Origin of the sequence: Pseudomonas sp. NPDC086251, assembly GCF_044746405.1 — a bacterium.
In the GTDB taxonomy this organism is placed as follows: Bacteria; Pseudomonadota; Gammaproteobacteria; order Pseudomonadales; family Pseudomonadaceae; genus Aquipseudomonas.
Window position 1 is genome coordinate 1 of record NZ_JBIVBY010000018.1, and the last position, 19,673, is coordinate 19,673.

General features: G+C 56.0%; 15 protein-coding genes and 1 pseudogene. 7 read left to right on the top strand and 9 right to left on the bottom strand.

Annotation, left to right across the window (positions count from 1 at the left end; translation table 11 throughout):
• From ACIPL2_RS20780 to ACIPL2_RS20800, 5 genes are all read right to left on the bottom strand, one after another.
• A partial coding sequence (locus tag ACIPL2_RS20780; protein WP_401359376.1) for a hypothetical protein occupies positions 1-156 on the bottom strand: 156 nt, incomplete at its 3' end.
• A 70-nt stretch (positions 157-226) separates the two neighbouring features.
• On the bottom strand, positions 227-892 hold the full coding sequence (locus ACIPL2_RS20785; RefSeq protein WP_401359086.1) for a TetR/AcrR family transcriptional regulator: 666 nt from the start codon (positions 890-892) through the stop codon (positions 227-229).
• 87 nt (positions 893-979) lie between these two features.
• Positions 980-2,521 carry a DHA2 family efflux MFS transporter permease subunit gene (locus ACIPL2_RS20790; RefSeq protein ID WP_401359089.1) on the bottom strand — a complete coding sequence of 514 codons (1,542 nt, stop codon included), beginning with the start codon at positions 2,519-2,521 and terminating at the stop codon, positions 980-982.
• Positions 2,514-3,698, bottom strand: coding sequence for an HlyD family secretion protein (locus tag ACIPL2_RS20795; protein ID WP_401359091.1), 1,185 nt, complete (start codon positions 3,696-3,698; stop codon positions 2,514-2,516). Before ACIPL2_RS20795 ends, ACIPL2_RS20790 begins: the two co-directional genes overlap by 8 nt.
• Positions 3,688-4,155, bottom strand: coding sequence for a MarR family winged helix-turn-helix transcriptional regulator (locus ACIPL2_RS20800; protein WP_401359093.1), 468 nt, complete (start codon positions 4,153-4,155; stop codon positions 3,688-3,690). Before ACIPL2_RS20800 ends, ACIPL2_RS20795 begins: the two co-directional genes overlap by 11 nt.
• A 1,332-nt stretch (positions 4,156-5,487) precedes the next feature.
• On the opposite strand from ACIPL2_RS20800, the pseudogene ACIPL2_RS20805 reads away from it, so the two are divergent.
• Positions 5,488-5,613: pseudogene (locus ACIPL2_RS20805) on the top strand (HAMP domain-containing protein); the annotation flags it as partial.
• 147 nt (positions 5,614-5,760) lie between these two features.
• Positions 5,761-6,474 carry a methyl-accepting chemotaxis protein gene (locus ACIPL2_RS20810; RefSeq protein ID WP_401359379.1) on the top strand — a complete coding sequence of 238 codons (714 nt, stop codon included), beginning with the start codon at positions 5,761-5,763 and terminating at the stop codon, positions 6,472-6,474.
• Between the two features lie 51 nt (positions 6,475-6,525).
• On the opposite strand, the gene ACIPL2_RS20815 is transcribed toward ACIPL2_RS20810, so the two are convergent.
• A complete protein-coding gene (locus ACIPL2_RS20815) occupies positions 6,526-7,560 on the bottom strand; it encodes a helix-turn-helix domain-containing protein (protein WP_401359095.1) in 1,035 nt (344 codons plus the stop codon).
• A 110-nt stretch (positions 7,561-7,670) separates the two neighbouring features.
• On the opposite strand from ACIPL2_RS20815, the gene ACIPL2_RS20820 reads away from it, so the two are divergent.
• From ACIPL2_RS20820 to ACIPL2_RS20840, 5 genes are all read left to right on the top strand, one after another.
• On the top strand, positions 7,671-8,840 hold the full coding sequence (locus ACIPL2_RS20820) for an acyl-CoA dehydrogenase family protein (RefSeq protein ID WP_401359098.1): 1,170 nt from the start codon (positions 7,671-7,673) through the stop codon (positions 8,838-8,840).
• 9 nt (positions 8,841-8,849) lie between these two features.
• On the top strand, positions 8,850-9,962 hold the full coding sequence (locus ACIPL2_RS20825) for an acyl-CoA dehydrogenase family protein (RefSeq protein WP_401359101.1): 1,113 nt from the start codon (positions 8,850-8,852) through the stop codon (positions 9,960-9,962).
• 428 nt (positions 9,963-10,390) lie between these two features.
• Positions 10,391-11,017, top strand: a complete 627-nt coding sequence (locus tag ACIPL2_RS20830; protein ID WP_401359104.1) for a TetR/AcrR family transcriptional regulator — start codon at positions 10,391-10,393, stop codon at positions 11,015-11,017.
• Positions 11,018-11,121: 104 nt separating this feature from the next.
• Positions 11,122-11,874: an SDR family NAD(P)-dependent oxidoreductase gene (locus ACIPL2_RS20835; protein WP_401359107.1), complete on the top strand. Its 753-nt coding sequence runs from the start codon at positions 11,122-11,124 to the stop codon at positions 11,872-11,874.
• 32 nt (positions 11,875-11,906) lie between these two features.
• Positions 11,907-13,364 carry an aldehyde dehydrogenase family protein gene (locus tag ACIPL2_RS20840; RefSeq protein WP_401359110.1) on the top strand — a complete coding sequence of 486 codons (1,458 nt, stop codon included), beginning with the start codon at positions 11,907-11,909 and terminating at the stop codon, positions 13,362-13,364.
• Between the two features lie 185 nt (positions 13,365-13,549).
• Here the strand turns inward: ACIPL2_RS20840 and ACIPL2_RS20845 are convergent, their stop codons facing one another.
• From ACIPL2_RS20845 to ACIPL2_RS20855, 3 genes are all read right to left on the bottom strand, one after another.
• Positions 13,550-15,877: an enoyl-CoA hydratase-related protein gene (locus tag ACIPL2_RS20845; RefSeq protein ID WP_401359112.1), complete on the bottom strand. Its 2,328-nt coding sequence runs from the start codon at positions 15,875-15,877 to the stop codon at positions 13,550-13,552.
• Positions 15,878-15,958: 81 nt separating this feature from the next.
• The gene (locus tag ACIPL2_RS20850; RefSeq protein WP_401359115.1) at positions 15,959-18,412 is read right to left on the bottom strand and encodes a CaiB/BaiF CoA transferase family protein; all 2,454 of its coding nucleotides are present in this window, start codon (positions 18,410-18,412) and stop codon (positions 15,959-15,961) included.
• 108 nt (positions 18,413-18,520) lie between these two features.
• Positions 18,521-19,657, bottom strand: coding sequence for an amidohydrolase family protein (locus ACIPL2_RS20855; protein ID WP_401359117.1), 1,137 nt, complete (start codon positions 19,655-19,657; stop codon positions 18,521-18,523).
• Positions 19,658-19,673: the final 16 nt, after the last annotated feature.

The following is a 19,673-nucleotide window of genomic DNA, read 5'->3' on the forward strand; positions in this document are numbered from 1 at the left end:
GCGATTGGTGATCAGGTCAACGAGGAAAGCTTCTTCGCCAGCCGGGGGATTTTTCAGCAGCTCGACCAGGCCTGCAGTTTGTTCGGCGTTAAGCGCCAAGGGCGGAAGCCCTTCATCGGCGCGGTGTTTCACGTGATGGTTGTAGGCGTCGAGCACTGCAGGATCTCCGATTTTTGTGTGTGTAATAGGAGTGGAACGTCAATTGTGTATGTCACGCGCGAGGGGCCTAAGCACATAGCGCACCCATCACCATGGCAGTGAGTTGGGCCGTCAGCTCCGAAGTGTCCAACTGAAGGGTTTCGTCGAACCAGAACGCCACGCTGGAAAGCATGGCAAGCACCGTTTGGATGGCAGTCGGCAAGTGCTGCGGACGAAATATCCCGCTATGCATGCCCCTGCTGATGATGGTGCTTAAACAATTGCGGTAGCGCTTTAGCAGCACCTTGATCTCTGCCCTTGATGCGGCGTCGAGGCTGCGCAACTCTAGATTGCTCAACAGTGATAATGCTTGGTGCTGAATGTGGATCTTGATATGGACGCGGATGAAAGTTCTAAGCTGCTCCAACACGTCACCGGCCTTTCTCACCTCAACTTCGACGCTGTCCAGGAGGTTGTGCAGGTGATCGTCAATCAATTCAAAAAGCAGCGACTGTTTACTGTCCAGATGGTTGTAGAGGGAACCTGCACTAAGGCCAAGCGGCGCCGCCAGTTGGCGCAAACTGACATTGCCGTAACCCTCTGTGACGAATAGGTGCAAAGCGGCATCACGAATTTGCTGGTAGCGGACCTGGGTTCCAAAAGAAGGCGCGGTTCTCCGATCTTCCATTGTCGGCACATGTGGATACTCAGCGAGATCATGAGGTGCAGGCGCTTGTGTAGAGGCTCGGTGCATGGTGGCGATCCAGAATTGAGCGATCCTCGCGGGGTCGATCCGTAGGCAATTTCAAACTGGTTACATGTATATCATATGTATGATTATCTATTCCAGTACAGGCCCATGATCATCACGAGCGATCACTGTCGGTGGTTTGATGACCAACAGCAGCGGCATGACTGCCAGAGAAAGCAGCATCAGCAGTTTGAAGTCGTCGAGATAGGCGATCCAGAGAGCTTGTGTGCTAATCATGCCGTCGAGCATTGCCCGGCCACTCACCGTCATAGGATCGAGGACACTGTTGAGTGGCCAGGCATGAAGCAGACGATTGAATCCTGTGATATGCGCGCCGATTTGCTCATGATTGACTTGGGTGTTTTGCACCAATAGCACGGTGACGATGGAGATCCCTACGCTGGAGCCGACGTTGCGCGACAGGCTATAAAGCCCTGTGCCGTCGGCTCGAAGCGAGGCGGGAAGGGTGGCGAAGGCAATGGTCGACAAGGGCACGAATAGCAGGCCCAGGCTGGCACCTTGAATGAAGCCGACATAGATGATGGTTTGCATCGACACCTGAGGTGTCCAGCCTGTCATCAGCCACATGGAGCCTGCGGACAATGCCAGCCCCCAGAACAGCAGCCAACGACTGTCGACCTTACTTATCAGTCGCCCGGCAAGGTACATCGTTGCCATCGTGCCCAGGCCACGCGGGCCCATGGCCATGCCAGCCTTGAGTACCGGATAACCCATCAGGTTTTGCAGGTAAGGCGTCATCAGCGCCAGCGAGGCCAGGTAGGTGATACCGATGATGAAAATGAACACCACGCTCAGGCTGAAGTTCCGATCCTTGAACAGCGCGAGGCTTATAAAGGGATCTTTGGCAGTGACGGTGTGGACCAGAAAAATATACGAGGCCGACAGCGCTATCACGGCTTCGAGCACGATCTCCATGGAGGAAAACCAGCCCAGTTGTTCGCCCCGGTCGAGGAACAACTGCGTGGCCATGATCGCAACGCTGAGTGAGCCGAAGCCTAGCCAGTCCAGACGCGATCCCTTGTCTGCCGGGGTGTCGACGACATAGCGCAGAATCCCTGCCAGAGCCAGGAGGCCGATGGGCAAATTGATGAAAAACACCCAGCGCCAGCTGAGATTTTCGGTGAGCCAGCCGCCCAACATTGGCCCCAGTACCGGTCCGACCATGACCGATACACCGAACAGCGCCATGGCGGAGCCGCGCTCTTTGAGCGAATAGATATCCAGCAAGATGCCTTGGGACAGAGGCACCAAGGCAGCACCGGCGAGCCCCTGCAGCAGCCGAAAAGCGATGATTTCCCCCAGGGACTGGGCGATACCACAAAGTATCGACGCCAGGACAAAACCGATGATGGCCCATAGCAGCACGGTCTTGCGCCCAAAGCGTCGAGCGAGGAAAGCGGAGGGCGGGGTCATGATTGCAGCGGCGACGATATAAGAAGTCAGCACCCAGTTGATCTGATCGGCACTGGCCGAGACACTGCCTTGCATATAGGGCAACGCGACATTGGCGATGGTGGTGTCCAGCGCTTGCATAATAACTGCAAGGACAACACAGACAGTGATCATCGTCCGTTGTGTGGAAGGCGCCATGGCGGTGCCGCTGTCACTCATGGATCGTGCTCTTACTGGCCAAGGCATTGGCGATGAATTCCGGCAGGCCGCGGGCACGACCGGTATCGATATCGGCCTCGACGCTCATGCCATGGCGCAAGGGTGGTTTGCCGGCCGTATCGTCGATACGAATACGCACGGGGATGCGCTGCACCACTTTCACCCAGTTGCCCGTAGTGTTCTGCGCCGGTAAGAGGGCGAAGCTCGATCCGGAGGCGGGGCTGATGCTTTCGACTCGACCATGCCAGATGACACCCGGATAGCTGTCCACCGTGATGTTCACCGGTTGGCCTTCCTGCATATGGGTCAGCTCGGTTTCTTTGGGCGATGCCGTGACCCACAAGCGATCGCTCGCAACCAGGCTGAACCCCGATTGTGGCGGTTGCAGGTAGGCTCCGGGAGACAGTGAATCGACATTGGTGACTATTCCATCGAATGGAGCTGTCACTGTCGAATTCTTTAGGTTGCGCGTGGCCTCATCAACCCGTGCCTGGGCCTGCAGGTAGGTCGGTTGCCGCTCCAGCGGCGAATCGATGCGTCCACCGAGCTGGGCCAGTATGGTCTGGGCCTGAGCCTTGGCCACTGCGACTTTTTGTTGTGTGGTCTCCAGGTTGTGACGGGCGTCGTCGTAGAGCGTCTTCGACACTGCGGAGACACTGACCAGTTGCTCCAGGCGTGCCAGGTTTTTTTGATAGTAAGGAATTTCCGCCTGAGCCTGGGCGATTTCTGCCTGAGCTTGGGCATAGCTGGCCTTGAGATTCATTATCTGGTTTTGCACATCAGCCAATTGTGCTCTAGCGCTCTGCAGCGCAATTTCGAAAGGCTCAGGGCGCAAGCGGAACAACACCTGACCTTTGGTCACGCTCTGGTTGTCAGCCACCTCAACCGACTCGACGATGCCAGCGACGTCGGTGGAAACGCCCACGCGATCCGCTTGGATATAAGCATTGTCGGTACTAATGATTTGGCCTCCGGTGACATACAGCCAGGCACAGCCAGCGAGCACTACCGGCAGCAGCAGAAACAGTCCAAGGCGAACTCTCTGGCGTGACGGTGGTAGGGCGCTGTGCTGGGCGGATTCAGTACTAACCTCCGGTGTCTGCTGTTGCAAGCCGGGGGGCGTAGTGGGTGACTGTTCAGCCTGAATTGCTTGCAGCTTGGTGGCATTAGTGGTCATTTCCGGGCTCCTCATCTTCAACCGGTCGTGCGCAAGCATCGATCAGGTTCTCGCGCATACGGGCCAGGAACTGCTGCAGCAGCTGGTGCTCCTGTTCGGAAAAATCGGACATGGTTTCATGGCGCGTTTTTTCGCCGAGTTGACGCATCAGCTGCAACAGCGGGTGTGCCGCTTCAGTCAGAAACAGCAGGCTCATACGCCGATCGGTTGGGTGTGGTCGACGTTCGATCAGGCCGCGCTCCTGCATTTTGTCGAGCAATCGCACCAAGGTGATGGACTCGATTTCCAGCAGGTCGGCCAGGCCTTTTTGATGAATACCTTCGTTGTGCGACAGCTTGGACAGCACCTGCCACTGAGAACGCGTGAGTCCTGCCTGCCGAGCACGCTGTTCGAAACGCTTGCGCATTAATCGCGCTACGTCGTGCAAGACAAAACCGATCGTCTGTTGGGTAGTCATTGAAATCCCCGAAAAATACATAAGCATGCTCATGATAGTTTGGCTTATCAGATGCAGGCTACCTATTTTTCAGAGTCGATTTTTCTACGCTCGCTTTCGCCGAGCCAAAAAAGATCTGACAGATAAAGATACTGGGTATCCGAATAAATCATATGTATGATGCGGATGATTTTGTCTCGAGTTAACTGGCTAAGCGTTGCCAAAAGTCAGCGCTACGGCGTACCCCACACAAGGTCAACAAGAACGAGCACGGCCTGCGGCAACAACCATAATAATTAGAGGCGTTCCGTGAAAACTTTCCTATCTCCCGCTATTTCGCTTTTGAATCGCCTGAGTTTCGGCATGAAATTCAGTCTGATCAGCATCTTGTTTTTTTTGCCCATGCTGGCAACCAATTCCTATTTGATTCGTGATGCCTACGCCCAGTTCGTCGGAACCCGGACAGAATTGGCCGGACTGGAGCTTCTTAAAGGGACGCTGGAAATTCGTTACGACATGCAGAGTCTGGAGAATCTAATTCGGTTTCAGGCGCAGGTTGGCTTAGCCAATCAAAGTGACGACTTGAACAATCGCATTGCTCGTCAAACGTCGGGTCTGATTGAGAGCCTGCAGAAACTGAAGGCCATAGCGTTGACCAGCGCCCAAGTCGAAGACATCAGCGCCAAACGTGACGCGGTGGTGGAATGGTTGCGTGCTGCGCATGCAGATACGTCTCAAGCCAAGCAGCAGCACGAGATCAAGCAGCAGCTGGCGAATGTCCAGATCCTGGTGATGTCGGTGGTATCCGGAACCGGGCTATCCCTGGATCCCAACCCCAATGAACGAAAGTTGATCAACCTTATTGTGGACAATGCTGACGACGTCACTATTGGATTAGGGGATGTCCGTTCGCTAGGTGCGTATTTGCTGGCCAGCGGTTCCAGGAGTTCGGGCACCATTACCAAAGTGGAAGGGGCATTACAGCAACTGGAAAAGCTGCAGGCTGAATATGGGCAACAGATCGCAGGTGCGCTGGTTGGTAATACCAAGGCCCAATCTGCGTTGCAGGCGAAGGCCGATGCAAGTCGCGATTCACTGACCGTCGGTGGAGGTTTATTGGATAGCGAACTGTTGAAGGACTCAGTCGACAACGCGGCGTGGCCAAAATTTTATGATTCACTGAGCGCCGAAATTGAGAAAACCTGGCAGTTCAGCGATGCAGTCCTGTCCTATATGGATGGGGAGCTTCAGCAGCGACTGGTCGACGATCAGCAGCGAATGATCCTGTTAATAAGCGCCTTGCTGCTGGTATTTGTTTTCATTGGCTATCTTTACGGCGGCTTTTACGTGGCGATGTGTAGCACGTTGAAAAGCTTCAGCCTAGTCATGGACGATGTCGCTGCCGGCGACATGACGGCTAATGTAAGGATTCAAAGTCAGGACGAGCTGGGAGAGCTGGGGAAGGTTATTAATGGGACAATTGGCAAGATTAACCAATTGATTCAGCGAGTAGGACAGACGGTCGTCAAAGTAAAAGGACAGGCTGATCGTGTCGAGTTGGTTTCCAATGAGAGCAGTCAGGCCATCTCCGATCAGCGCCAGCAGATTGAGCAGATCGCAACAGCGATGAATGAGCTGTCTGCTACCGCGCAAGAAGTTGCGCGCAATGCGACTGCTGCAGTGGACAGCGCGCACGAGGTGAGTAAAGAGGTGGTTTCTGGCCGTACGCTGGTAGAGTCCCAGGTGGACAGCATTCAACAGCTGGCCGGCGAGATTGACCAGTCGGTTGTTGTGATCAATCAACTGGCCAGTGATAGCAGCACCATCAGTCAGGTCCTTGACGTGATCAAGTCTATCGCTGAACAAACTAATCTGCTGGCGCTCAACGCCGCCATTGAGGCGGCCCGGGCCGGGGAGCAGGGGCGAGGGTTTGCCGTGGTTGCCGACGAGGTGCGCAATCTGGCTAAGCGCACACAAGTGTCCACCGAAGAAATCGAAAAAACGATCGGCAAACTGCAGAGTGGCGTAAGTGCCGCGGTGAAAGTGATGAACGCCAGTCACGTAATGGCCAGCAGTACGGCTAATCAGTCAACGCTGGTACGGCAGGCTTTGGAAAACATCTTCAACGCAGTGGGCACAATCGTTGACCAGAACCAGCAGATTGCTGCGGCCGCGCTGGAGCAAACGGCAGTGACTCAAGACATTGACCGCAATATCGTGCAGATCAACCAGGCCGGTGATCGTACGGCTGGCGGTGCCTGCCAAACCGAACAGGCGAGTCGCGAGCTTTCCCTGCTGGTCGGCCAACTCAAGGAACTGATCGGTGCCTTTCGTGTTTGAAGAAAACGATTGCACTGTCTGAGTCAGCCCGTAGGTCGTGCCCGCACTGGATCAGCTGTTGCCTTCGCGCCGTAACACCGAAGGGTTGATTCCCGTCCATTGCTTGAACGCACGGCTGAAAGATCGGGTCTCCGAAAAGCCCAACTGCTCAGCAGCATCAGCGATGCTTAGATGCTGATTCGCCAGCAGTTCAATGGCCTGATCGCGGCGCAGGTCATCGAGGATCCGCTGGAAGCTGGTGCCTTCCTGCTGCAGGTTCCGGTGCAAGGTTTGTGCGCTCAGGCACAGTTGGCTAGCAATGGCTTGCAGGCGAGGCAGGCCCATCCGTAGTTTGAGTGCTTCGGCCAGCAGGGCGCGAACCTGGTTTGAACAGTTTTCCTTGGCATCGGGCCAGCCGAGAATGCCTTGCCCCATCAGGCGGTCAACATTGGCAAGCCATTCGGCGCGCGTACGACTGATCGGCGTTGTCCAATACCTGGCGTTGAGTGTCAATGTGTTGGATGTCTGCCCCGTGAGCCAATCTCTGCGTATGTAGTGCAGCAGACGGTTAGCCTCGGGGGCATCCGACCGGGTGGAAGACAGTTGCCGCACAGGCAGCAAGGCATCGATGCTCCAGCTGAAAAAACGATGCAGGTACAACAACCAGTAGTCGCAGAGAAATCCCATCGGATCCAACTCAGGGTTATTCAATATGATGCTCAACTCAATCTGTTCGTCCGAGAGACTGCAGCGCACCTCGAGGTCATCCGTAACGATCCTGAAGAAGTTTGCGACTTGCTCCATGGCCGCCCCCAGCGTGCTGCAACCCAGTGCCAGATCGACCATCATCGCGCAGGTTCCACGCTTGGCGCGGTGCAGCGTGAGGCCATACAGCTCGTCGTCGAGTACCTCAGTGGTAGCCCTTAACAGCCTGGCAAACTGATGCGCCTTGATTGGGGCTTTACTGGATGCGTATTCCTGCAACCCGGCGGCCTCCCAGATCGGCTCCAGGGGCATCTGGTGACGGCGGGCACCCATCAGTAACTGGTTGGTGGCGTAGCGATAATTACCGCGTAGCGACCATGATTCATTCAAGTTTTCAGCCATGGGGTTCGCATTCAAATATCGGTGATGCAAAAAGTCGTTTTTTGTCCTTCATAACAAGCCTCGCATTATCGATAGTGTCGTATCAATGTCCATAACAAGAGAACAATAGGATGATTACGGATCTCAGCGATCAGCACCTGCGCTTTCGCGACCGTGTGCGAGCCTATATGGCAGAGCAAATGATGACGGCCGATTTTGAAGCCGAACTCAGAGACCCTCTCTGGGGTCATGGTGGTGGCCCGATCTACTGGCAAAAGCTTGAGCAACTCGGCCGCGACGGCTGGATCAAGATGTCCTGGCCGAAGGAGCTGGGTGGCGAGGGCGCCGATCCGGTCGAACAGTACATTTTGGTAGAAGAGTCCAAGCGGGTTGGCTTCCCCTGGCCGGCACTCTCGGCGAATTCCATTGGCCCCATGGTTGCTCGATATGCCCAAGGCGAAGTACGCGATAAGGTCGTGGGTGAAATCCTGTCGGGTTCCGCCTATCTGGCCATCGGCTACTCGGAACCTGGAGCGGGCAGCGATCTGGCCAATCTGCGTACCCGAGCGGTACGCGATGGCGATGATTGGGTCATCAATGGGCAGAAAATCTGGACCAGTTGCGCCTCTTTCAGCCAGTACATCTGGTTGGCGGCACGGACCGACCCTGATCCGGCCAAGCGCCACAAAGGCATTACGATCTTCCTGGTACCCACCAATACTCCCGGGTATTCCTGCACAACTATCCATACCTTGGGTGTTGATACAACGGCGACCTACTATCAGGACATACGAGTCCCCGACAGCTATCGCGTCGGTGAACTCAATGGCGGTTGGTCGCTGATCACCGCGCAGTTGAATCTAGAGCGCCTGTCGCTGGTCAACTACGGTTACGTGGCCATGCTCTACGACCAGACATTGAATCTGCTCAAGACCCATGAAGACTTCAAGCATCTGCTGCAATTGCCATGGGTACAGCGAAACCTGGCGCTCGCCAAGGTCAAGCTGGAAGGATTGAAAATGATGTGCCTGAAGGCGCTATGGGTGATGAATAACGGTGGCAGCGGGATGGTCGAGGCGTCGTCAACCAAGGTTTACGGGTCGCAAGTGTATATCGAGTTGGGCCGCCTGATGGGCGAAATCATCGGCTCGCAAGGCATGCTGCGTGAAGGCTCGGACGTACTTGCCCATGGCCTGCTGGAGAAATTGTATCGCAAGGGCAGCGTGCTGACTTTTGGCGGTGGCGCCAATGAAATTCAACGGAACATTATCGCGCAGGCCGGCCTGAAACTGCCTCGTTAGGAGATTTGTATGGATTTTTCCCTGAGCGCCACCCAGCAACAGCTGACGGAACTGGCGACGCGATTATTTACAGACCAGGCGACTCAGCCTCGTCTGCGAGCGGTGGACGACGCTGGGTATCATGATTCCGAGCTCTGGATCCAACTGGCCGAGACGGGTTTGCTAGGCATACAACTCACTGAAGCCCAAGGGGGAGTAGGCGAGGATTTTGAAACGCTCTGTGTTTTTCTTGAACGAGCGGCACAGGCGGTGGCACCGGTGCCTCTATTGGAGGTCCTGGTGGGTGGCGCTTTACCGTTGCAGGCACTGGGCAACGCACCTGTGCTCGAAGCGTTGTTGCCGAAGCTGGCGGCGGGTGAGGTTGTATTCACCAGCGCTACCGTGGAAACCCGGCAGATTGACCTACTGGACGTCAGCACCCGCGCGGAATTGGTAGACGGACACTGGCGTTTGGTTGGTTGCAAGCACCGTGTGGCAGTGGCCGACCGGCCAGGTGTGTGCTGGACTTTGGCGCGCTATACCGATGGCGTTGGCGTGTTTCTGTTCGACCTGCAATCAGCGGGAATCCAGCGTCAACAGCAAACCACGACCACTGGCGAGTATGTCTTTACTCTTACGCTCCAGGATGTGTCAGCCAACCTTTTGGTGGACGCTGCGTCGACGCCGGCATTTATCGAAAATGCGCAATTGCATCTGTTCGCAGCAACTACGGCGATGGCGGTGGGTGTCTGCAGCGCAATGACTCGTATGGGCGCTGAATACACATCCGAGCGCGAACAGTTCGGCCGCCCGATCGCGACGTTCCAGGCCGTTGCCCATGCTCTTGCTGATTGCCACATCGACAGCGAGTGCCTGCGAGGGTTGATGGAGCAAGCGGTCAGCCGATTGAGCCATCCAAGTGACCTCGCATCGGCAACCGAAGCGGTACTGGCGGCAAGTGTCTACGCTTGCGAAGCCTTGCACCGAGTCAGCCATGCAGTGCAACAAGTGCACGGTGGTACGGGTGTGGATCGAGACTATCCGTTGTTTCGTTACTGCCTGCTCGCCAAGAAGCTCGAACTGGTTCTGGGCGGTCAATCAGCGCTGCTCGCTCGGCTGGGTGGCATTATCGCGAACGGATGACTAGCTGGACAGAACCATGGTTTGGCCGCGAGCAGGTACTGCTTCGCTGTCAAGCCATGTGCTGATAGGAGAGGGGACGCGAGAGTTTTAACAATAAGGGGGCACGGATGTAGATCCGTGCCCCCTTATTGTATCTCAGCGGTTTTTCCACAGCGGCTTGCGGTTCTGTGCGAAGGCCAGCAAGTCGGCATAGAAATGCGCGTGACAGACCAGTTGTTGTAAATAGGTCAGAAACCTCTTCCCCGCCCACACGCTCTCGCCTGCCTAGCCAACATAGAATTGGCGCTAGCAGCTGCTCAGCTAGATAGCAGCAATACATACAATAGATTCATCTCTATTTCCTCCGGAAGGATGGATTTCAGATCCACTGTTGTATTTGAATACAATCATGTATATCATTAATATTAAATATATTATTGTGTGTTCTCATGGCCGTGACGAGATTGACCCGCGGGCAGAGCCGAGAGCGGACCAAGGGGGAGTTGCGGAAGGCAGCCCTTAATGAGTTCGCTGGTGCGGGTTATGCCGGCGCATCCATAGATCGCATTTGTGAAGCCGCGGGTTTTAGTCGTGGTTCGTTCTACGCGAACTACGCCAGCAAACACGAGCTGATGCTGGAGCTGATGCGGGAGATGAGTGAGCTTGAGGTCAAGCGTTGGCGCGAGTTGATCGCGGCCCATTCAGCAGACCGAGAAGACTTTGCGGCCAGTGTTGCGCAGCGATTTGAGGCGCTGATGGAGGAAACGCCTTGGGCACTTTTTGCTGTGGAGGCGCAGCTACAGGCACGACGTGATTCACAGTTCGCCAGCAAACATCGCGAATACATGAGCTTTGTCGATGTGAGTATCAAGGCATTACTTTCTATGTCATTTCAACACGCAGGAAAGCAGCTGCCGGATGACCTTGAGCTCCTTAGTCGTACTTTTTACAGCCTGTCGCTCGGAATGTTTTTGAGTTCCGATCTCGCATGCCCTAAGGCCAGCGCCAAGGTGGCTGGTGCTGCTATGGCAAGGCTCTATCGCGGTTTATTAGCGACCGCGCCAGATGCCAAATAAATCGGCAGTAGTGATGATTTGCAATGCGCTAAACCCCGCGTCAAGCGAGTTCCTTTATCAACGCCGTTCACGCTGAACGGGTCGAAAACCAGGAGAACAACAAGATGAGTTTCGATAATAAAGTCGCAGTGGTTACCGGTGGCGCCCAAGGTATGGGTCGTGAATATGTGCGACTGCTGGCGGAGCAGGGCGCATGCGTTGTGATCGCGGACATCAACTTGGATGTCGCGCAAAAGGCTGTGGACGACCTCGGCTTCAAAGACCAACTGCTTGCGGTGCGCACTGATGTTGGTGACCTCGATTCTTGCTTGGCCTGCATCAAGGCTGCCGAAGAACGCTTTGGTGGCGTGGACTTTCTCATCAATAACGCAGGCTTGCTGTCGGCCGCAGCGTTCCCTTCGCTGATCGAAATTCCGGTCGAGAAGTACCGCCAAATCATGGAAGTCATGCTCAACGGTCAATTGTGGATGGCTCGGGCAGTGGTTCCGGCTATGCGTAAACGCGGTGGTGGCGCGATAGTTAACGTGTCATCGATTGGTGCTTATCAGGCCACTGGTGTGTATTCGCTGTCGAAATTGGGCGTTAACGGCCTGACCATCAACCTCTCTCGCGAGCTGGCTAAGGACAATATTCGCGTCAACGCCGTGGCCCCGGGTACGGTTGCCACCGAAGGTATGCAGCCGCTTATGAGTGTCGATGACATGGCCAAGTGGGGCCAAGCACTTGGCCGGCCAACTGATCGTGTGGCAACACCAGACATGATCGCCCGCGTTGGCGTGTTCCTCCTGTCTGACGCCGCAAGCTATGTCCGCGGGCAAATTATTGCTGTCGATGATGGCCAGCAAATTCGCGTCTAAGCCACCTTCACCTCTCACAGGAGATTCACACAATGTCCCATGATCGTTCAGCGCCGCCGGTAGGTTTGATCATTGGCGAGCGTGAGCTACGCACTGCCAGTGGTGGAGTTTACGCCCATATCAATCCAGCCAATGGTGAGCACCAAGCAGATATTCCATTGGCCGGTCCGGCTGAGGTTAACCAGGCTGTGGCCTGCGCTAGCCAAGCGTTCGAGGTCTGGCGTCGAATGCCAGGTGCTCAGCGTGCGATGTTGCTCAACCGACTTGCCGACCTCATCTCGGCCAACACTGAAGAGTTCATTCGTCTATCCGCCATTGAGACCGGTACGCCCATCACCATCGGTGCCGGTGGCCCGCGGATCGGTGAAGAGTGGATTCGTTACTATGCGGGGTGGGCAGACAAAATCGACGGCCAAGTGGTGTCGATGCCTCCCGCTGAAGAGCTGATCTACACCCGCCCAGAACCGTACGGGGTGATCGGCATCATCATCACCTGGAACGGCCCACTGATTTCCCTTGGCATGAAGGTGGCTCCGGCCCTGGCTGCCGGCAATACTGTGGTGATCAAACCAGCCGAACAAACGCCTTTCGTCTCGCACTTGTTTGCCAAGCTCGCGCTGCAGGCAGGAATTCCACCCGGTGTAATCAATGTTCTGCCAGGGTCGACTGAAGCGGCGCAGGCGTTGATCGGTCATCCCGACGTGCAAAAGGTGACTTTTACCGGTGGCCCGGTTACGGCGCGGAAAATTCTTCACCAATGTGCCGATCTACTCAAACCCGCGGTCCTCGAGTTGGGTGGCAAGTCCGCCAACATAGTCTTCCCGGATGCCGACATTGCTGCAGTAGCGCAAATGGCTGCGTTCTGGAGTGTAGGATTGCTCAGCGGCCAAGGTTGCGAGTTGCCCACCCGTTTGTTGGTGCATGACAGCGTTTACGAACAGATGGTCGAGGCGGTCGCCGCAGTGGCGAGGCATTTGCCTATTGGCGACCCATTTGATCCGAAAACCATTGTTGGGCCGGTGATTAATCAAGATGCCTGTACACGAATTCTTGGTATGGTCGAACGTGCACGCAGTAGCGGTGCAGGTCGTCTGGTGTGCGGCGGTGAGCGGGTAGGGGGCGATTTGGCAGCGGGTTTCTACCTGCGTCCCACAGTGTTTGCTGATGTCGACCCGGCCAGCGAAATTTCCCAGCAGGAAGTATTTGGTCCAGTTGTAGTGATCCAGCGATTCAAGGACGAGGCGGAAGCAATTACATTGGCTAACTCCACCGGGTACGGTTTGGGCGGCTATATCCAGACAAATGATCTTGGCCGAGCTAATCGTTTGGCAGCTGCGCTAAAAACCGGCTACGTACACATCAATGGCACACGCAATATTCCTGCGTGCGCGCCGTTTGGTGGTATCGGTTTATCGGGGTACGGCAAGGAAGGGGGTCGACCAGGACTGGATGAGTTCATTCGCCTGAAGACCGTCAGCATGCCGGTTTAACGGCTTTTGCTCCTGACGTGCTTGCGTTGGGAGCTACTTTTTCAGTGAGGTGGCGCTCGAGGGAGTACCCAGTAATCGTTCAGAGGGTGTAATGCGAATACTAAGAGAAGAGGGGGGCGAAATGTTTATGGTCTCGCTACAACATTAAGGGGCACGGATATTGATCCCTGCCCCTTAATGTTATCTCAGCGGTTTTTCCACAGCGGTTTGCGTTTCTGCGCGAAGGCCATGGTGCCTTCGATGCGGTCTTCGCTGTTTACGACCCGATCAATTGCTTTATAGGACGCTCGCACCGCGTCGTTCTCGCTGGCTAATCGCGCTTGCTCGTTAAGCAATTGCTTACTCAGGCGAATCGAGTTAGGTGACGCTTCCAGCAGCACGTCGGCCAGTTCACGGGCTACTTCAAGAGCCTGCCCGGCGGGAGCGATTCGGTTGATGAAACCCAGGCCTCGAGCTTCCTCGGCGCCCACCCGGCGGCCAGTCAGGATCATGTCCATGGCTTGCTTGTAAGGAATCTGACGGGTGAGACGCTGCAGTCCACCCGCCCCTGCCAGTAAGCCGACACGTACTTCAGTCAGAGCAAATTGCGCTTCACTGTCGGCCACTACCAGGTCACAGGCCAGAGCAATTTCGAGACCACCACCCATGGCGTAACCGTTCACCGCACAGATCACCGGTTTTTCCCGATTCTGCCGCGCCGTCAAACCGGCGAAACCATTGCGTGGCATCCACATGCGCCGACCGGTCGAGGCTGCCTTCAGGTCATTGCCAGTACAGAATGCTTTTTGTCCGGCTCCGGTAATAATCGCCACCCACAAGCTGTTGTCGGCTTCGTAGGCGTTGAAGATCTGGTCAAGTTCGTCATTGGCCTCCGGGATCAGCGCATTGTTGACGTCAGGACGATTGATGGTGATCTCCAATACCGGTCCACGACGTTCGACCACCACATGCTCATAGCTGGATTGCAGCGTATTTGACGGAACAGGAACGCCTTCATCCAGAGCTTTCTGACTGATAGCGAAACGGTTGACTCCCTGGTGCAAACGCATGCACACGCGCTGTTCAAGACCATCGTTTTCAACGAAGGCGAATAAGGTCTGGGCGTCACCTTTGATGCTATTGGCGACGAAGCGCTCGCCGGTGCTTTCCAAGTGGCCAATGACGATGACTTCCTGCGGGCCGCTCTTGTCATGCAGTACCGTGTAGCTTTCCACGCGCCCCCAGCCTTTGGGATCGAGCGTGAACGCTGGCGCCGGCAGCGCATCGATACGAGCCTGCCGCAGGCTGCTATCACAACTGTGCCACTCACGAGGGATTGTCGAGTAGACCCCTACTGCGTGGGTCGAAAGAAAGCCTCCGTTGGCACCGACCATACCTATGGAGCCTGGGTCGGCGCGCAAACGCTCTACCAATTCCACTAACGCATGGCTGGAGTAGTTGTTGCCGGGACCACCAAAATACGGAAGGCCACCGGTTAGGGTCAGGCCACGTGGATCATCGGCGGCAAGTCCCAAAGCATCCAGTGCAGCGAACACTGCGATGGGGAAGCAGCTGTAAATGTCGAAGTAACGGATTTGATCAATCGTAACGTCGGCTTCCTGCAATGCTTGCTCATAGGCTTGCGCCATGGCTGCCGAGCTACCGAGGTCTTGCCGTTCAAGTACATGGCGCTCGTCCAGTGCACTGTAACCATGTAGGTAGACCCATTTATCTTCCCTAATACCCAGGGCGCGCGCGGTACCTACGGTGGTCAGCAAAAGTGCGGTACCCAGATTGACCTGGTCGCGCGCTACCACCGAAATGGGGTGAGGGTCGGCGATCATGCGATTGTCCGGACCGACACTCGCGATAGCCTCGGCGCTCCAGGGTTTTTTGCTGGATGCATGCGGATTGCTTTGCGCCACTCGCGAAAACGGAGCCATCAGCTCGCCCATTTTTGCGGCATAAGCGTCTCGCGATAAACCCAGGCGCTTACGGCGTGCTTGCTCAAGCAACGGATAAACCGTGGTCGGCATGATCAGGTTTTGATCAGCCATGTGCTTGGTTCGCATGGCCCCGACGTTCCAGTGGCGATCATCCAGCGGTTGCCCATGCTCCTCAGCCCAGCTCAGAGTTTGCTGGCTGGCTTGTGCTGCACGCTGGGTAGAAGCAGCTTCACCGCCACACAGTAACGCCATGCGAAACTCACCAGCGAACAAACGCTCGCAGATCTCACCGACCAGTTTTTGAGGTTCGTCGCCGCAGGCCGGTGAATAGACAGCCACCTGCGGCTGTGCGCCGATTCGTTCAGCGACCGCAGCAGGCACATTATTCGGACTGCCGAAAGGCGCGCGCTGGGGGCGAAGCGGGGCGGGAGCGGAATCGGCGACTGTCCGAATGGCGTAAATAGCGTCGATCTTGCCGGCCAGTTGTTCGACGCTCAGCGCATCAGCACAGGCGGCCTTCGCCGCTTCGGCGGCCAGATCGGTGGGCGACCATTGGTGATAGTCGGCATCATCCAGGCGCTCCGACACTTGGCCCACACCAATCACAATCGGAGTCTGGTCGCTGACAGAGTTAAGGCTCATCGAATAGTCCTTTTTTATAAGTTTGATTCAGGCCTTTAGGGCGGGCTCAGACAGGGGCGCCATATCTTCGAGATGACCGTCGGCGATTAGCGTTTCGATATCCTGGCGGCGTAAGCCCAGCAATCGGGTTGCGAGCTCGCGTGTATGTTCGGCCTGATACGGAGCGGGGCGAATCGTCGGGGCAGGCATATGGAGCGATTGCACTATTCGATTTTCGGTTGGAAGTGCCGCAGGCAAGCCCGGGTGTTCAAGGCTGGCGATGAATTCGCGTGCGGTGAACTGAGGATCCTCGCGGTACTCACTCAAGCGCTGCATAAACCCTGCACTGAGCCCCGCTGATTGAAGGTTTTCGGTCACTTCGCGTGGCGAAAATTTCAACGTCCAGTCCGTGACCAGCGCATCCAGCGTTTTCTGGTTGGCGAGTCGGCCGTCGCGTGTCGCGAACGTTTTATCGTCGAGCAAATCCCGGCGCTGGATGACGGCGAGAAACTGCTGCCATTCGGCGTCGCTGGTAACGGATATCGCGCACCATTGGTCGTCACCACTGCATGGATAGATGCCTTCTGGCGCGTTGTGCCTCGAGGTGTTGCCCTTGGCCACGAAGGATCCGGGTTGCAGCGATTCCTCGAGGAACTGCTCGGCGTTGGCATTAAGGAAAATTTCAGCCTGTGACAGACTTACGTTGCCACCCAACCCTGTGCGTTCGCGGCGGATCAGCAACGCGAGTACGCCAGTGACACCAACACGTGCCGCCAAGTGGTCCGGGTAAGTGGTTACGCCGTCGGCGAAGTAATCCGGTAGTTCGGGAGCTCGCCACAGTGAGGCGAGGCCGGTGCTCGCGCGCACCAGAGGCCCATATCCAAGTGTACGACTTTGCGGACCAGTGTTGCCCATAGCGCTGCTTTCAAGCATGACCAAACGAGGGTTGACCTCTTTAAGTACGTCATAACCCAGGCTGAGAGACTCAAGGGTTCCCGGCTTGAAGTTGGAGAGCAACACATCGGATTTTTCTACCAACTGTTTGAACAGCAAGCGACCAGCTTCGCTACGCAGGTTAATGCCCATGCTGAGCTTGTTGCGATGACCCTGTGCAATGGATGGAGTGATAGGTTCACCGGTCATTGACTGTCGGCCGCCGTCAGGAAATGCGCGGTTTTCGACTTTGATGACTTCTGCACCTTGGTCGGCCATCAGACGTCCAGCCTCGGCACCCGCAATAATGACACCCAGATCGAGAACTCGAATCCCTTCCAGTGGACGCCGCTTGAAGGTTGAGGAAAAGTTGCGTGCAAGGGTACCTGACACATGGCCTGCCAGCGCTTTCCAGACAGTGTCGTCATGTTCCCCCAAGGCTGGAGCGGGTTTGCGGATACCTGCGCGCTGGCCATCGATTTCCAGATAACCCGACGGTACACGACCGGTCCGACCAGGTGCTACCAGCAGGTCATCGAAGGCATCGCGGACGGCAAAGTGTTCATCCTGCAGTACTTGGGCCGGCGTGGCGACAATGGCTAATGGGACACCTCGGCGCTGACCTTCGGCGAGCAACTCGACTGCCATTGATTGGCTGAACAGCTTGCCAATCAATGCATTGATCTCATGAGCCACGGGCATACGCTTGGCAATGTTGGAAAACATTGGGTCGCGGAAGGGGTGCTCTTCGCCCAACCATTCGCACATTCCTTGCCATTGCCGCGGGTTGAGTACGCACAAACGCATGTACCCATCCCGGCAAGCGACGATTGGATACAGGGGAACAGCAGGTGGACGGCCATGGGGGGTTGAATCCAGCGCAGACTTACCGGCAGCGGCACTGCCGGTCACTCCCAGCCCAGGGTCCATTAACTGTGCGATGGCCTCATGAATAGAAAAGTCCAGATGATCGCCAACGCCAGCCTGCAATCGTTGCCAGTGACCCAGCAACGCAACCCAGCTTGCCTGGATGGCCGCAGACTCCCAACACAGTTTACCCGGCGGCAACAGTGGCGAATGTCCAGGTTTACCCGATCGGCACAAAACGCCGCCCATGGCGGTGTGTACGGCGTGGGAGGCTTTATAATCGCGGTAAGGGCCGGTGAGACCGAAATCGCTGATCGACAATTGCAGCAAGTCAGGTTTGTGCTCGCGCAGGGCGTCGAAGCCAAGACCCAGGGCATCCAGTACACCAGGACCCTTGCCATCGATCAGCAGATCAGCATGTTGGAGCAGGCGTTTGAACGCTTCACGCCCCGCATTGTCTTGCAAATCAATGACAACGCTTTGTTTGTTGGCGTGGTGCGTGACGAAATACAGGCTGGCATCATCGAGCAGCGGCTCGCTGGTACGAGAGGGGTCACCTTGGGGCGGCTCGACCAAAATCACCTGAGCGCCGAGGTCGGCGAGCACGCGAGCAGCCATATCGGTTTTGCCATTGGCCAGTTCGATAACTCGCATGCCATTCAGGGGCAGTGCTGAGAGGGCGATGGACTCGTCTTGGCTCATTGGTTCGATCCTCTTGGGTTAAACCGTTATTATTTTGGGAAGGCTTGAATCATATATATCATTGCAATAGCTGCGCGGCAACGCCATGTGGCAATTGCCGCGCCAGGATCAGACGCTTAGGACTCGTTTGGTTTCTTCAGCCACTTGCTCGGGAGTGATGCCGAACATCCGTGCGGCGTTCAACCCCAGCAATGCCGCACGATCTTCCTGACTCAACTCAGGCACTTGCTCAAACATCCCTGCGACCAGCTCACGCGAATAAGGAAAGGTGCCCTCGCTGTGCGGATAGTCAGTGGCAAACAGGAAGTTGCCGATACCCAGGCCTTTGATGGTGAGCAGGCAACCAAGGTCATTCTGGAAAGAGCAATGCACTTGGTCGCGTACGATTTGACTCGGTTTTCGGCTGAGTTTGGGAGAGATCGAAGGTGCATGTCCTTCATAAACCTCATCCATCCGTTCGGCCAGGCCCAGCAGCCAGCCGGCGCCAGCTTCGACGAACAGGATATGCGCGTCAGGGTTACGATCCAGGATGCCGCCGCCGACCAGAGCCGCGATCACGTCAACGGCGTCATTCATTTGCCTGGCATAGTTGAACAGGGCTGCGCCCGGACCGCGAATGGCACGTAGATTGACGTTACCGGTGCCGGTATGGAACACCATCGGTACCTTGGCCTCGGCGCATAGCGCAAAAAACGTATCCCAGGCCGGATCATTGTAACGAGGGGCGGAATCCAGCCCGGCGGGTGGCATCATGACCGCACGGTAACCTTTAGCGATGACGCGCTTGAGTTCCTCGATAGCGTCTTCGATATTGACCAATGGAATGATCGCCGCCGGTATCAGTTTGGAGCGAATTCCTTCCAGGTAATCCCAAGCCCAGTCGTTATAGAGACGGCAAGATTCTCGTGAGGCATCGCGATCGGGAATGCGGGAAACCAGCAGCCCCAGACTTGGGAACACCAGCTCTGCATCGACGCCATCGCGCTCCATGTCTGCGAAGCGCAACTTGAGATCGCGTGCGCCCAGGCGACGGACATCCAGATCATCAGAGTCGCCGACTTTGTGGGTATGAAAATCCACTGGAATCTTAAAAATAGTGTTGTTACCAAGCTTGTTCAAACGCATACGTTTGTCGTCGATTTCGACGTTTGGGGCCCAGTGCTGGAGATTGGTTGGCAGGCCTTTGGTGAACAGATCGGGCGGCTCGACGATATGGGCATCGCAGCTAAAAACAAAAGGACGCATCTGGAAATTCCTCGTG

Coding starts and splice junctions, on each gene's coding strand:
- ACIPL2_RS20790 (WP_401359089.1), bottom strand. CDS start 2,521: ATGAGTGACAGCGGCACCGCCATGGCGCCTTCCACACAACGGACGATG.
- ACIPL2_RS20855 (WP_401359117.1), bottom strand. CDS start 19,657: ATGCGTCCTTTTGTTTTTAGCTGCGATGCCCATATCGTCGAGCCGCCC.
- ACIPL2_RS20830 (WP_401359104.1), top strand. CDS start 10,391: ATGGCCGTGACGAGATTGACCCGCGGGCAGAGCCGAGAGCGGACCAAG.
- ACIPL2_RS20835 (WP_401359107.1), top strand. CDS start 11,122: ATGAGTTTCGATAATAAAGTCGCAGTGGTTACCGGTGGCGCCCAAGGT.
- ACIPL2_RS20800 (WP_401359093.1), bottom strand. CDS start 4,155: ATGACTACCCAACAGACGATCGGTTTTGTCTTGCACGACGTAGCGCGA.
- ACIPL2_RS20815 (WP_401359095.1), bottom strand. CDS start 7,560: ATGGCTGAAAACTTGAATGAATCATGGTCGCTACGCGGTAATTATCGC.
- ACIPL2_RS20785 (WP_401359086.1), bottom strand. CDS start 892: ATGCACCGAGCCTCTACACAAGCGCCTGCACCTCATGATCTCGCTGAG.
- ACIPL2_RS20825 (WP_401359101.1), top strand. CDS start 8,850: ATGGATTTTTCCCTGAGCGCCACCCAGCAACAGCTGACGGAACTGGCG.
- ACIPL2_RS20810 (WP_401359379.1), top strand. CDS start 5,761: ATGAATGAGCTGTCTGCTACCGCGCAAGAAGTTGCGCGCAATGCGACT.
- ACIPL2_RS20820 (WP_401359098.1), top strand. CDS start 7,671: ATGATTACGGATCTCAGCGATCAGCACCTGCGCTTTCGCGACCGTGTG.
- ACIPL2_RS20840 (WP_401359110.1), top strand. CDS start 11,907: ATGTCCCATGATCGTTCAGCGCCGCCGGTAGGTTTGATCATTGGCGAG.
- ACIPL2_RS20795 (WP_401359091.1), bottom strand. CDS start 3,698: ATGACCACTAATGCCACCAAGCTGCAAGCAATTCAGGCTGAACAGTCA.
- ACIPL2_RS20850 (WP_401359115.1), bottom strand. CDS start 18,412: ATGAGCCAAGACGAGTCCATCGCCCTCTCAGCACTGCCCCTGAATGGC.